The organism is Paenibacillus sp. 1781tsa1 (genome assembly GCF_024159265.1).
GTDB lineage: Bacteria > Bacillota > Bacilli > Paenibacillales > Paenibacillaceae > Paenibacillus.
Genome location: NZ_JAMYWY010000001.1, coordinates 1223694 through 1238654 on the forward strand (window position 1 = coordinate 1223694; position 14961 = coordinate 1238654).

The 14961-nt window shown below is 50.4% G+C and carries 9 protein-coding genes; all 9 read left to right on the forward strand.

From position 1 onward, the window contains the following. Positions 1-564 precede the first annotated feature (564 nt). Complete coding sequence (locus tag NKT06_RS05395; protein WP_253430959.1) at positions 565-774, forward strand: tautomerase family protein; 210 nt, start codon at positions 565-567, stop codon at positions 772-774. Positions 775-830: 56 nt separating this feature from the next. After that, complete coding sequence (locus NKT06_RS05400; protein WP_253442400.1) at positions 831-1748, forward strand: ABC transporter permease; 918 nt, start codon at positions 831-833, stop codon at positions 1746-1748. Between the two features lie 12 nt (positions 1749-1760). After that, on the forward strand, positions 1761-2639 hold the full coding sequence (locus NKT06_RS05405) for a carbohydrate ABC transporter permease (RefSeq protein ID WP_124117211.1): 879 nt from the start codon (positions 1761-1763) through the stop codon (positions 2637-2639). Positions 2640-2681: 42 nt separating this feature from the next. Next, positions 2682-3719 carry a response regulator transcription factor gene (locus tag NKT06_RS05410; RefSeq protein WP_253430961.1) on the forward strand — a complete coding sequence of 346 codons (1038 nt, stop codon included), beginning with the start codon at positions 2682-2684 and terminating at the stop codon, positions 3717-3719. Then, positions 3716-5554 carry a cache domain-containing sensor histidine kinase gene (locus NKT06_RS05415; protein ID WP_253430964.1) on the forward strand — a complete coding sequence of 613 codons (1839 nt, stop codon included), beginning with the start codon at positions 3716-3718 and terminating at the stop codon, positions 5552-5554. The genes NKT06_RS05410 and NKT06_RS05415 overlap by 4 nt, the downstream gene beginning before the upstream one ends. Before the next feature lie 36 nt (positions 5555-5590). Continuing rightward, positions 5591-6358, forward strand: coding sequence for an SDR family NAD(P)-dependent oxidoreductase (locus NKT06_RS05420; protein WP_253430967.1), 768 nt, complete (start codon positions 5591-5593; stop codon positions 6356-6358). A 34-nt stretch (positions 6359-6392) separates the two neighbouring features. After that, positions 6393-8801 (forward strand): DUF4962 domain-containing protein, encoded by a 2409-nt coding sequence (locus tag NKT06_RS05425; RefSeq protein WP_253430971.1) that lies wholly within the window; start codon positions 6393-6395, stop codon positions 8799-8801. Between the two features lie 141 nt (positions 8802-8942). Next, a complete protein-coding gene (locus NKT06_RS05430; protein ID WP_253430974.1) occupies positions 8943-10493 on the forward strand; it encodes an extracellular solute-binding protein in 1551 nt (516 codons plus the stop codon). Between the two features lie 86 nt (positions 10494-10579). After that, positions 10580-14911, forward strand: a complete 4332-nt coding sequence (locus NKT06_RS05435; RefSeq protein WP_253430977.1) for an alpha/beta hydrolase fold domain-containing protein — start codon at positions 10580-10582, stop codon at positions 14909-14911. The last annotated feature ends 50 nt before the right edge of the window (positions 14912-14961 follow it).

The window sequence follows — 14961 nt, forward strand, 5'->3', positions numbered from 1 at the left end:
ATTAAACAAGATGGTTCACTCCTTCTACAAATATGAAAATGCACTATACCTGGATGGGATGCTATACGCTATGTAATCTAACGAATATTTAGTGGGAAATTGTTATCGTACAACTTCTATAATTCTGATTTTTACTTCGGTTACGTGACATTCTCTTATGATGCAGTGTGCTTCTTGCATTGTTACAAGTTCTACTTCACTTATAGGACCCCCAGGTAAGTTACTTCGTAGAATATATCGTTATAAAGTCATATTAATATTAGCTTTTTGTGCAAAAATGGTTCTAAGGTACTGGTTCTGTGGGCGTGTTTTTCGTTTTCGATCTTTATTATTACGTTTGTTAATGCAAGGTTCTAGTGAGATAGATGAAATTAATTACTTTATATCCATAAAATATTATGTTCCAAGAGATCCCCATTCGTATGGGGCTTTTTGGGCTTACTTGTCATGACCTAAAGAAAACACAAGAGAACGAAAAGACAGTCCATTGTTGCCCTTCTACAGGAGCGCTAAGATAAAGTTGTAAAAGCGTTTACATTAAGTATTGAAGGGAGCTTAACTCGGATGCCAGAAATTACGATCAGGCTGTATGAAGGCAGGACGGATGAGCAAAAGCAGGAAATTGTGGAGGTGTTCACACGCGAACTCTCGCGTATTATCGACCGTGAGCCGGATTATATTTCCGTTGAATTCAATGAAATTCCATGGGACGAGAACGTTCCTGATAATTTTAAAGCCATGCAATCACAGAAGCAGGGAGGGGAGAAGACGTGAAGCCGGCGGACATTACGCCGCCAAGCCGGGGATCAGCCAGACTTCACTCGTCTGGTCTGGGCACTCGGCTCGGAGATACAGGACGTTATCTGTGGCGATACCGGATCCTATATCTGCTCTCCGTACCGGGCATCCTGTATTTTTTCCTCTTCAAATATGTGCCTCTGTTTGGCTCCATCATTGCCTTTCAGAACTACAACATTTTCAAAGGCATCACCGGAAGTGATTGGGTAGGGTTGGAGCATTTCCAGAAGATGTTCAGCCATTATGACTTTCTACGAATTCTCAACAACACACTTCTGCTCGGATTATATGATCTGGTAATTGCATTCCCGGTACCGATCCTACTGGCCATTCTGCTGAATGAAGTACGGATGATTGTGTTTAAACGATTGCTGCAAACGATTGTATACATGCCTCACTTTCTATCCTGGGTTGTTATTAGCGGAATCTTCATGGGTATTTTCTCGATGGACGCCGGGGTGGTGAACAAGGCACTTGGATTTCTGGGGATGCAACCGATCTACTTCCTTGGAGAAGACTCGTACATTCGTTCCATTCTGATCGGTTCCGGGATCTGGCGTGACTCCGGGTACGGGACAATTATTTTCCTGGCTGCCATTGCCGGCATTAATCCCGATCTGTATGAGGCGGCAGAGGTGGATGGAGCCGGACGTTTGAAGCAAATATGGTCGATTACTCTGCCATCCCTGCTGCCGACGATTATGATCCTGCTGCTGCTGCACATTGGGAAGTTCCTTGATCTGGGCTTTGAGCGTGTGTTCGTATTCCTGAATCCGCTCAATCTGGAATCGGGTGAAATTCTCGATACGTATATTTACAAAGCCGGACTTCTCTCACAGCAATACAGCTATACAACGGCCATCGGATTGTTCAAGTCGGTCGTGGGTTTGATGCTTGTTCTACTCGGTAATTTCTTCAGCAAAAAAACAACCGGCGAAAGCCTGTATTAGGAGGCGAGTTCTATGCGTACCCCCAGTGTCCGTTACCGTATATTTCGCATTGGCAATCTCGTTTTTCTAACGCTGCTCTCGTTGACGATGATTCTGCCTTTCATTAATGTGCTGGCCCAATCACTCAGCAGCTCGGAAGCGATCATGGGTGGAAAAGTTAGCTTCTGGCCTGTTGATTTTACCTGGATCAATTACGAATATGTATTCGGGGATGCTGCGTTCTGGCGGGCATTTGCGGTATCGGTTGGGGTGACGCTGTTCGGGACGCTGGTCAATCTCGCTGCAACGGCATCACTTGCGTATCCTGTGTCTCGTCCAGAGTACAAGGGACGCTCTCTCGTTGTCATGTTTGTCCTGGTAACCGTCGTATTCTCGGCGCCGCTCATTCCGAACTTTATCTTGATGAAGGAGCTGCATCTGGTCAACAATCCACTGGTACTGATTGTGCCTGGAGCGATTAACGCCTTTAATTTCTTTGTAATGCGCTCGTTCTTCGCACAGTTGCCGGGTGAATTAATAGACGCTGCTCGTATCGATGGCTGTGGGGAATTCGGTATTATCTGGCGTATCGTCATCCCCTTGTCCAAACCGGCCATGGCATCACTCGGCATTTTCTATGCCGTGGGCCACTGGAATGCGTATTCCACTGCGCTCTATTATCTGAATGATCCGGCCTGGTGGCCGATTCAGGTAACCCTCAAGAAGCTGTTTGAAAGTGACGATATTTCCGTCGATCCAGGTTCTGCCGTCTATAGCACCCTTGCGCATACATCGCCGGAAGGCATCAAAATGGCAACCATTATTATCGCCACCTTGCCGATCATTATCATTTACCCTTTCTTGCAAAAGCATTTTGTAAAAGGAATCATGGTCGGCTCCGTCAAATCTTAAGTACAAGAAACATACAGATCTGACGGAAACGGGGGAATGGCGATGTTCAGAATCTTGATTACGGACGATGAGCCGATGATTCGAATGGGTCTGGCGAAGATGATCAAACAAGCGGGACTGTTCGACTGTGAGATTCGGCAGGCTGCACATGGGGAAGAAGCTCTCCAGGTGGTGAAGGACTTTCGGCCGCACATCCTGTTTACGGATATCCGCATGCCAACGATGGATGGTATTGAGCTCTGCCGTCGTTTATCCGAGCAAGGCAGTACGATACGCATTATTGTGGTCTCCGGTTATTCGGACTTTGAATATGCAAGAGCCTGTATGGATTATGGGGTAAAGCGATATTTGCTGAAACCTGTGGGACGAGAGGAGCTTAATGAACTGCTGCTCAAATTGCTGGCATCCGAAGAGGATAAGCCTACGGTTTCTCTTGTACCCGTGAGGGAGCTGAACGATTGGGCGATGCGTCTGGAAGAGGCGATATGGGAGCTTAGGCAATCCGATGTGACGGAGTTGCTCGCAGCATGGTCAGATCGTTATCCGGCATATGCCCTGATGCCTGAGCAGACAGCGGAACTTTTTCAGGAATTGCTGGAATTGATTGTAGCCAGAATGAATGCACGGGGAAACGGAACGATGAGTACGTCCAGTCAGATTAATGAAAGCGCTTCCTCGAAAGAGTGCTTCAAGGCTATGGGCAACGAAATCCAGACGATAATGAAGACGATCAAGGAAAAGCGCAGCGGCAAGCGAAAGCATCCGGTGGAAGAAGCTAAGGCTTATCTGGAGCAGCATTTGCGCCGGGAAGTGTCACTGGACGAGATTGCCGCCAAGTTGGGACTGAACCCGTCCTACTTCAGCCAACTGTTTAAGCAGACCACGGGTCAGACCTTTATCCAATACCGGATACGCAGCAAAATGGAATTGGCCAAACGCATGCTGGAACAGCCGGGCAACCGGATTACGGATATATCCTACGAAGTGGGGTATGCGGATCATCCCCATTTTACCAAGACATTCAAGAAGATTACCGGACTGACCCCGTCCGAATACCGTAGCAAGTTGGGCATTGAATGATGAAGCGAAGCCTGTCGATCCGCCTGTTCTTTCATTTTGCCATCGTGATTACGTTGTCCCTGTCTGCTATCGGCTTGTTTACCTACACCTATGCCTCGACTGAGATGAACGACCAGCTGGCGGACAACATCGCTCAAACGATGCGTAATACGGCGTACCAGACCGACCTCTATTTGCAAAATTATGATCGCTCAACCTACTCCATCCTCTCAAATGGAAGTGTGAAGCATTTCCTCGATATGAATTCGGAGGATAGTTATGCCTATTACGAGTACAGCCGTCAGATTAAAAGGAACGTGTTCCCGCCTGTATTTATGTTATATCCACAGATCAAGTTCCTGTATGTTATCGGGGAGAACGGGCGAGTTGTCATCGATGACAACCAGAATTCAGCGGGCATACCCGATATCGATGCTGCACAACAGTATAAGGAGCTGCTCGCTGCAACCCCTGCGAATGGCGAATCGACGTTGCTCACCCGCAGTATTCGCAGTGGACAGAGTTCGAGTGTCATTACGATTGCACGCCGGATCAGGGGGATGTCCTCCTATACACCAAATGGAGTGCTGGCGATGGAAGTGAATGTGCTTGAGCTTGACAACATCTGGGGAGAACTCGATCTCGGTCAAGGGGGATATCAGTATGTGATGGATCAGAACGGAAATGTGATCTATCTTCCTGGGGCCGAGGAGGCGCAAACCGTGATGTCATCCAGCACCGTGGACAGACTTATGCACATGGAGGCAGGATCACTGGAACAGAACACGGATGGCACCAAACGGCTGTTTATATCGGAACTCTCTGCCTATTCGGGCTGGCGCTTTGTCGCTTCCGTGCCGCTGTCGGAGCTTCAAAGGCCGATTGCAACGATTCGCTCAGCTACATTATGGGTTGGTGCAGGGACATTGCTCGCTGCGCTTGTTGTGGCGTATCGGATCGGAGCATCTCAAGTGGAACCCATTCGGGTGCTGATGAACGGAATGAGACAGACGGAGAAGGGAATCTGGAACAAGGTGGAGATGAAGGAAAGGCGCGATGAGATCGGTGTGCTGATCCGCAGCTATAATCTGATGGTCAGCCGTTTGTCGGACATGATTGAGAGTGTATATGAGTCGGAGCTGCGCCGCCAGAAGTCGGAAATTGAGCTGCAGCAGGAGGCGTTGGAACGACACCGTGCGGAATTTCAGGCGCTCCAGTTGCAGATCAATCCGCATTTTCTCTACAACACGCTGGAGACGATCAAATGTTACGCCGTTGTACAGGACTCCGAAGAAATTGCACAGATGGTGGAATCGATGGCCCATATGCTCCGTTATTCCATTCAGACTAATCTGGAGGAAATTACGGTTGCCAATGAGCTGAAGCATGTGCTGGCCTACCTTTCCATCATGAAACATCGCATGGATCGGGAGCTTGAAGTGGAGGTCATCATTGCACCGGATCTGTTGCTGGAAAAAATGGTTCGACTCACCCTTCAGCCTCTGGTGGAAAATGTGTTACAACACGCGTTTCCGCAAGGCATGGAGCCTGGTCATTATATCCGCATCGATGCTCGGCGCCTGGAAGATCGCTTCCTTGTCATCGTGCAGGATAACGGCATGGGCATGAACGAGGAACGCCTGAAGAAGCTGCGTGACCGTCTGGAATTGAATCGTCTGGCAGGAGAAGATTCCGATGATGTCTACCATCGCGGAGGCATCGGTCTTATGAATGTCCATCGACGGATTCAACTGGTATTTGGAGAAACATATGGCTTGATGCTTGAGAGTGAGCGAGGCTTGGGAACGACCATTACGATGGCACTTCCGGCGGATCAGCACAGCAAGCGGATTTAAAGTAATTGAAACCAATAACAGGGAGGAAGATCAAACATGAATATTAACTTGCAGAACAAAATTGCATTGGTAACAGGTTCCAGTGGAGGGATTGGCGCTGCTATTGCTGGGTCATTGGCTCGCTGTGGGGCAAAGGTGGCTGTGAATGGTCTGCATAATATGGAGCGGGCGGAGGAGGTCGTGGCAGCGATTCGGGATGCTGGTGGTGAAGCAGCGGCATTTCAGGCCGATGTGACCGATATGGGTGCCATAGAATCGATGGTTGGGGATATCACGCTTCGTTTCGGCGGTCCGATTGACCTGTTGATCAATAATGCGGGGCATCTGGTGGAGCGGAGCCCTATTGAAACGATGAGCGAGGAGCTTTACAGCCGGATTATGGATGTCAATCTGAAGAGCGCCGTCTTTGTCTCCAAAGCGGTCATTCCTGGCATGAAGGCGGCTGGCGGCGGACGAATTATCAATCTGACCTCGGTAGCGGCTCATAATGGTGGCGGGCCGGGTGCAGCTATTTACGCAGCATCCAAGGCGGCTGTCATGGCGTTAACCAAAGGACTTGCCAAAGAACTGGCTCCTGGCGGGATTACGGTCAATGCCCTTTCACCGGGCTTCATCGGACAGACTGCGTTCCATGCTACGTTCACCTCGGCGGAAGGCCGAACTTCTGCTGTAGGCAGCATCCCCCTTGGACGGGAAGGGACTCCCGATGATGTCGCAGGTGCGGCGCTGTACCTGTGTTCCGAGCTGGGTGCTTTTATAACCGGAGAAACGATTGAGATCAATGGCGGAATGTACATGCGTTGAGGCTACATCATTGCGATAAGGAGGGAACGATACGATGGAAGTGAAACGGAAGCTTGCAGAAAGACCGTTGTACCAACCCATTAGTGGGCCGTTCCATGTGGACTATGCCCCTGACGAGCATACCGTTCTGGCAGAGAATCCGCCAAGGTTTACCTGGATGGCGGCACAGCAGGAGGATGAGAATGCCTATCTGCTGCAAGTATCGGCGAGCCCTTCTTTTCAGGAAGAAGAGACGATGACCTATACGCCGCTCCCGTATAATTTTTTCACGCCTGATCGGGTGTTTGAACCTGGGGAGTATTATTGGCGATATGCGCTGCTTATAGATCATTCAGTGCAGCAAGGAAGCGAAGCGGACGTGGATGTCTCTCAGGGGAAGCAAGGGAGTGAAGCCGAAGGGCATCCCTCGCAAAGGAAGCACGGGGAAATGTCGGCATGGAGTGAGGTGAGGCGGTTTATGGTCCCAGCGGGATTACCGGAGACACCTCTACCTTCCCGGGCACAGCGATACGTTTCCACAGACACGTCTCACCCACGGCTGTGGCTTGGTGAGCGTGGACTGAATGCTCTTGCCGATGGCGTTGCGTCCGATTCCACGTATTGCGGCTGGGATGTGTTTATGGCAAATTCCGTGGAACCGTGGGCAAACCGTGAGCCCATTCGTGAACCGCTGCCTTACCCGGAGAACAAACGTGTCGCCACGTTGTGGAGACAAATGTACATTGACTGTCAGGAAGTGTTATATGCCATTCGTCATCTGAGTATCGCTGGGCGGGTGCTTCGAGACGAACGGCTGCTTGAAGCGGCGAAAACCTGGCTGTTGCATGTGGCGGCTTGGGATACCGAGGGAACGACCTCCCGCGATTATAACGATGAGGCGGCTTTTCGGGTCGCAGCGGCGCTCGCTTGGGGTTATGACTGGCTGCATGATGAGTTGAACAGTGAAGAGCAAGATGTGGTAAGGTGCAGTTTACTGCGGCGGACAGAACAGGTAACCCAGCATGTGATGGTCCGCTCAAAGATTCATCATGTGCCTTACGACAGCCATGCCATTCGTTCATTGTCTTCCGTGCTTGTGCCTTGCTGTATGGCCATGATGCATGAGGAGCAGCAGGCTGCAGAGTGGTTGGATTATGCGATCGATTATTATGCCTGTCTGTACTCCCCCTGGGGAGGAAGTGATGGAGGTTGGGCTGAAGGTCCGATGTACTGGACAACAGGTATGGCTTACGTGACCGAAGCGATGAATCTGCTGCGAAACTATGCGGGCATCGACTTTTTCCGTCGGCCGTTCTTCCAGCGTACCGGGGATTTTCCGTTCTACGTTTACCCGCCTGATGCACGGCGCGCCAGCTTTGGAGATCAGTCTACGCTGGGTGACCCGGTAAATTTGAAAACAGGCTATCTTGTGCGCCAACTGGCAGGTGTTACAGGCAACCGCTGGTACCAGTGGTACTTTGAGCGTGTACGTCAATCCGACCCGGGGACAGAGGGAGCCTTTTATAACTACGGCTGGTGGGATTTTAACTTTGACGAATTGGTATATCGCCACGATTATCCGCAGGTGGAGGAAGAGTCACCTGTGAACATCGAGCCGCTCAAATGGTTCCGGGATGTGGGATGGGTAGCGATGCATCACCGGATGGACGATCCGGATGAGCATGTCATGCTGCTGCTCAAGTCGAGCCGTTACGGCTCCATCAGCCACAGCCATGCGGATCAGAACAGCTTTACCCTGCATGCATTCGGTGAGCCGCTTGCGGCGGATACGGGCTATTATATCGCGCATGGAAGTTCCTTTCACCGGGAATGGCGCAGGCAGACACGCTCCAAAAATAATCTGCTGATTGGCGGAGTAGGTCAGTATGCCGAGAACAACAAGGTGCTGAATATGGCCGCAACTGGACAGATCGAAGATGCCTATTGGCGGGATGGCGATGGATATGTGCGCGCGTTGGCGACCGATGCCTATGCCAGCACCGTACCGCATGTGAAGCGTGTTGTACGGGAAATTCATTTTCTGCAGTCATCGTACTTCGTTATTGTGGACCACATTGATCTGGATAAGCCGGACAGTGTCCAATGGCTGTTCCATGCACTACACCCGTTACAGCTGAAAGGGCAGAGCTTCCGTCTAAACGGTACTAAGGCGGGGCTTGAAGGGACGTTTGTATATGCTTCCTCCGGTGAGTTGTCGCTCAGCCAGACGAATCAATTCGCAGAGGTGGACCCGGCAGAGTATGAAGGGCTGGATAGACATTATCATCTAAGCGCGGAAACACGCCCTGCAACAAGTCATACCATTGTAACGCTGCTTGTACCATATAAGATTGAGGAGCCGAAGTATGTCCCTTATTTCATCGATGACCAGGATCACGGCATCCATCTTTATTTTACCGACAATGGTGTAACGAAGAAGATCGAGGTATCCAAGACGTACTAGTAAGTGCTGACCTAAAGAAAACGCAATCTCATCTAAAACATCCCCATTGTTGCAGGCGGTGGGGATGTTTTACCATCTATATGAAAGCGCTTCACCAATGAGTGGTACCTAAATCTAAATCAGGATGAAAAGAGGGGTAGCATGAAAAAGTGGATGGTCACAGGCATGGCGCTATTGCTGGCGGCAACCGTCATGGCGGGATGCAGCACTGGAAGCGGGGCGAAATCCGGTGAGAATGGGGGAGACGGCAAGACGAGGTTCTCCATGTCACTGCGAACGCTGGCGTATACGTATGTGGAGAAGTCGCCCGACATCAACCAGGATAAATGGGTGAAAAAGCTGGAGGATCTGACCAATACCGATCTCAAAATTGTCCTGGTGCCTCATAAGGAATATGAGCAGAAAATGGTCCAAATGTTTGCGACCAATGATATTCCTGATGTGGTGCAGGGTGACGGCGGCGTCAACGGCAAGGAGATGGCCGGCTCAGTCGAAGCTGGGGTATTCCAGCCGCTCGATGAGCTGCTGCAACAGTATGGGCAAGATTTGCTGAAAGCCGTGCCGAAGGAAGCCTGGGACCAGGTCACCCATGACGGCCAGATCTATGCCATCCCCGAATATTTATCCAATCCATCCCGCCGGGCAACCTGGATTCGCAAGGATCTGCTGGATCAAACCGGATTGCCGGTGCCTACCACGGTGGAGGAGACAATGGAAGTGCTGCGCGCCTTTAAAAAGCTTGGCGTGGAGAATCCATATATGGGGCGTGAGGATTTTAAATATGCGGATACCTTCTTTGGTGCCTATGATGTGCAGCAGTTCCTGTCCATGATGGAGCAGCAGGGTGACCAGATTGTACCGAAGTTCATGGATAACGAGAATATGCAGCAAGCCCTGACGGTTTATAAGACGATGTACGAGGAAGGGCTAATTAACAAAGAGTTCGCGACCATCAACTCCACCGTATTCAAAAATACGATCCTCTCTGGAAAAGCGGGCATGTGGTCCATGAATGCCAACGAACTGATCCAGTGGGAGAAGCAGATTAAAGCGTCGGTTCCCGATGCCAAAATCGAGATTATCCCTTCCCCTGTCGGCCCGGACGGAAAGGGAGGGTATTATCTGTACGGTCCGGTGACACGTGCCTACTTTATTAATAAGGATGCGGCCGATCCGGCTTCCATTATCCGCTTTTTTAATTGGATGGTGTCCGACGAAGCGGAGAAATTCTTCACGTACGGCACAGAAGGAGAGACCTACACAGAGGATAATGGTGTGATTTCATATACAGCACCAACGGATTCCGCTGGCGTGGACGAAGAGCGTTACCGTCAATCGTTCTTGTGGTTCGTACAGGACACGACATACAACAAAGGCTCCCTATCATTGACAGAAGAAGGCAGAAAGCTGATGAATATTTACGATACGGTTTTAGCCAAAGAAGGTCGGGATGGCATTAACTTTGATCCGCGTTTGGAAGCTTTTGTACAGAATCCCGATATTGCTCCCAATTCGGATACACCTCCTCAGGTATTGCTCACACACATGATTAAGATGGTTTATGGTAAGGAGCCGATCTCCGATTGGCCGAAAGTGGTAGAGGAATGGAAATCCAAAGGCGGCGATCAGGCAATCAAAGAAGCCACCGAGAAATTCAATAAGGGTGAAGGCGTGTCCGCACCGCGTCGCTAGAATTGTTCGGCATAAGTAATGATTACCATTAGCAATCGCAAAGGTATAACGTCAGGAGATTGGACTACCGTGCGGAGGGGATACAAGTGAATAATTTGTTCAAAACGTGGAAAAAGCGCGTTGTCCTTGTTGGCATGTCTATGATTCTCATTAACGGCACCATCGTTCCCATGCATGAAGTTCGGGCAATGGAAGATGTTGTTCCTAGTTCTATTCGTAACACTACACAGGAAGAAAGAGAAAACGTCCCGGAGCCGCAGGGCCCGGAGCTGGAGATTTACGCGGAAAACTTTGATGATCCGGACAATTTTGGCTCTACAGGCGGAATTGCATTGAGAGCTCCCTGGCTCCAGGAAGGGGGAGGAGGAAGCAAGGCCAAGACGTCATCTTCCACCACAGCTCCCTCGCTGCCCAATATGATCAAGATGGACGGAACCGATGCGCTTGCACTGCCTCTAAACTTATCTGGGTACGGAAATATTCGGCTGAGCTACTACACGCGTGCTTCCTCCTATATAAGTGGAAGTGTGATTATCGAATGGTCGAAGGATGGTGGTACATCCTGGGCAACGCTGGAGACATTTGAACTTCCCCCGGGCACCCCGGACCTGAAGAACAAGGAAGGCAATACGCTAAAAAGCTGGACGCTGGGTTCGGAAGCGAACAATAACAGCACGGTTAAAATTCGTTTTCGGACAGGAGATGCCATGCAGGCCAACATGTATATCGACAATGTTGCCATTTACGGTCAGGCTATTCCCGGCATAACGCCTGCCCCCTCCCCAGTACCACCTGGAGAGGGGAATACTGAATTTACGCCACCGGAAGGAGTAACTTTATACGAGGATGTGGAGATCGGTACGGCTGGTGGGCGCTCGATGTATTCATCCATTGCCGTTCCCGAGACAGCGACAGCTGAACCGATGCCAGTCATGATCTATATTCACGGAGGTGGGTGGAACCACGGGGATCGGAAGCAGGCATTGAACTCTATATGCAATTATGTACTCAAACGTGGTTACATCGGTGTATCTCTGGACTACCGGCTGACACCGGAGGCACCTTTCCCTGCCCAGATTCAGGATGTAAAGCTTGCTATCCGATACTTGCGAGCTCATGCAGAGCAGTACAATCTGGACCCAAGCCGTATTGGTGTCTGGGGATCATCGGCGGGCGGACATCTGGCTGCATTGCTCGGCACAACAGGGGACATGGTCGCTGGTGACACTGTAGAGCTCGATACAGGGGTGACGGTAGATGTACCTGATCTGGAAGGTTCCGGCGGATGGTCTGAGTATTCCGACAAAGTGCAGGCGGTCGCCGACTGGTATGGACCCGCTGATTTTACGACGACATTTGCCAATAACTATAGCTCGGTCACGGCTCTGCTTGGCGGGCACCGTGCATTCGATGTACCGGAACAGGCCAGACTTGCCATGCCGGGCACCTATGCTTCACCGGATGATCCACCGTTCTGGATACGGCACGGTGATGCTGACGCTACCATTCCCTATACCGACAGTGTTACTTTCGCGGGACAGCTTCAATCTGCGGGTGTGCCGATTGTGGATATGAAAGTCGTACCCGGTCAGGGCCATGGATTTACAGGAACGGCTTCCGAGACTGCGAATGCAGAGGCGTGGGCCTTCCTGGATGAACATGTGAAGAATCGGATCGTTACGGAGCCCATAATTTTCAAAAGCAATCCTGAAAACACTTCGCCTGGAGATGAAGAAGTGCATGAAGAAAAACCGTTGATTGAAAAGGTCATCGCCAGTAAGCTGCCAAGCGACGATGCGGCGATTGACAGCAGCAAGCCTGACCTGAATTTCAATCAGGCCACGGGCTCCAGCAACGGATTACTGAGCATCTCTTCCACTTCATCGACCAAGAAATATGTGTACTTCAAATTTAATATGTCCGGAAATGAGCCGGAAGGAGATCGGTATCGATTGCGGATTGCTGCCAAGAAAGGCACATCAAATATCGATACCAAGTTGTCTCTGTACGGTTTGAATGAAACAGACTGGGACGAATCTTCGTTAACCTGGTCGAATGCTCCGGTCCAAAGTCTGAGCGAAGGTTCGCTGCTGGGCACATTCCAGGTTACGGCAGATCGCAATGGAAGCCCGGCCGTCTATGAAGTGGATGTAACCGATTATGTGAAGGAACGTGCAGATGTTGGGAAAGTGGCATTTCTGCTCGCGGATGCGGAATCAACGGGTGTTTCCGTGAACGTATACACCAAGGAAGCAAACGGAACGAGCAATCCGCGTCCACAGTTAGCAGTCATCTCACTGATTGAAGATGGAAGTGACACACAGCCACCCGAATGGGAGCAGGGGGCTGAGCTTGAAATTCGCAACTGGGGGACTGATTTTGCGGAACTGAGATGGCCAGCGGCCAACGATGATACGGCTGTATCTGCCTATCGGATCTATCGAGATGGAGTCCTGCTGGCTGAACAAGGTAAACAGTCATTTCGTGACAGCGAACTTACAAGTGGAACATCGTACACGTTTCAAGTGAGGGCAATTGATGAGGCGGGCAATATCAGCAGTGCTTTATCAACCGATATGATCACCCTTGCGGTTCCGGTATCGTCCCTGCCTGTGGCTTCCGTCACGGCAAGTGGCAGCGACGGCAACCTGGCGACCAATACTCTCGACAATAACAGCTATACACGCTGGTCTGTTGCCGGAGAGGGACAATGGATCACATTTGATCTGGGTCAGGTTCAGCAAGTGGGTTATGTGGGGATTGGTTTTTACAAAGGGGACGTCCGAAAGACATTTTTTGAGATGGAATCGTCTGTTGACGGTGAGCAGTGGGCCCAGGTATTCAACGGCGAAAGCAGTGGGGATACAACCGAAATGCAGGCATTTGATATCCCGGACATTTCTGCACGTTATGTACGGATCACCGGGCATGGCAATTCCGATGCAAGTATTTACACAAGTCTGACCGATGTGCATCTGTATACCCCTTTTGCAGGGGGAGGGACACCTGTGGCTCTGATTCCATACGTCGTGCCACAACCGCCTGAAGGGACGATGCCCTTTATCGCTCCAGGTCTGACGGAAACAGATGGCACACCACATGCTGTCCATGCTCCACATGCCATGACCGGACGTACAATTGATGTACGCGAATATGGAGCAGATCCTGCCGACAACACGAGTGATGACCGACCAGCAATACAGGCCGCCATTGATGAGGCTAACGAGGGTGATGAAGTGTTTTTACCCAATGGAGTGTACAATTTGTTATCCGGGCCGGATGGAACCACCAACCTGATGCTCAAATCCGGGGTGAATCTGAGAGGGGAGAGCCGTGAAGGAACCGTGCTCCAGACATCGCTGGATCAGGTGACGGGCAGTGCCGTTCTGAAGGCATCAGCTCAGAATAGCATTCTCGTATCCAACATGACCCTAACTTCATCCTGGTCCGGCAGCTACACGACTGATCATCAATCCAATAATCCCTCCGCAGGGGGGCCGGATAGTCTGATTCATATCGCCAATTATGGCGAGGTACCATCGTATGACATTACGATTGACGGCGTAATTGTGGAGAAGTTCAAACGAATGGCTATCCGAATTGAGCACAGCCGCGATGTGGTTGTGAAGCATGCAACCTTCCGCAATGCAACAGATCTGGGTCCTGGAGGTTCAGGTTACGGAATTTCGATTCAGGGAACGGCCAAGACCGATCGACTCGGCTTTGATAATGATACGTTGTGGAATGTGGTGGAGGACAGTGCATTTGAGGGTCCTTATCTCAGACATGGAGCACTGATTCAGTTTGTGGCTCACAATAACGTGTTACGCGGCAATACATTTAATGGAACCAAGCTGGATGCCATTGATCTTCATGGTGAACTGGAGTATTTGAATGAAATCTCCGGCAATGTCATTACGGATGTGCTGACAGGTGCAGGGATTGGGCTTGGCAATACAGGGGGTTCAGCGCCCAGCAACCACAGCAAGTCTGGCAAAGGAAACTACATTCATGACAACACAATCAAGAACAGCCGGATCGGTATTTCGGTGACGATGGGTACCCCTGATACTCTAATTGAGGATAATCTCATTGAGAATACAACCACGATTGCAGATGCGACAGGAATCAAAGTATTGAATGGACCGGGTACGGTGATTCGCGGCAATGTGATTCGTAACAATACTGCCAGTGGATACTGGGGCGTAAGGCTTGAGCGCGACAAAGGCGATGCTGGAGCTGGCAATATTGGCGAAGGGAACCCCGAGAATGTGTTGATTGAAAATAACCGAATCGAAGGTAACGCGAATGGAATCGGACTGTTTGCCGGAGTCGGCATTGTGCTAAAGGCTAACATTCTAAACAACGTGAATGAGGACTACTACCAAGCAGAAGGTGTGACCGTTACCGAGTTATAAAGGATCAGAAAAGTAGCCTGGCAGGCGTACATATAAGTTGAAGCTCAATT

Coding starts and splice junctions, on each gene's coding strand:
- NKT06_RS05415 (WP_253430964.1), top strand. CDS start 3,716: ATGATGAAGCGAAGCCTGTCGATCCGCCTGTTCTTTCATTTTGCCATC.
- NKT06_RS05420 (WP_253430967.1), top strand. CDS start 5,591: ATGAATATTAACTTGCAGAACAAAATTGCATTGGTAACAGGTTCCAGT.
- NKT06_RS05410 (WP_253430961.1), top strand. CDS start 2,682: ATGTTCAGAATCTTGATTACGGACGATGAGCCGATGATTCGAATGGGT.
- NKT06_RS05425 (WP_253430971.1), top strand. CDS start 6,393: ATGGAAGTGAAACGGAAGCTTGCAGAAAGACCGTTGTACCAACCCATT.
- NKT06_RS05405 (WP_124117211.1), top strand. CDS start 1,761: ATGCGTACCCCCAGTGTCCGTTACCGTATATTTCGCATTGGCAATCTC.
- NKT06_RS05430 (WP_253430974.1), top strand. CDS start 8,943: ATGAAAAAGTGGATGGTCACAGGCATGGCGCTATTGCTGGCGGCAACC.
- NKT06_RS05395 (WP_253430959.1), top strand. CDS start 565: ATGCCAGAAATTACGATCAGGCTGTATGAAGGCAGGACGGATGAGCAA.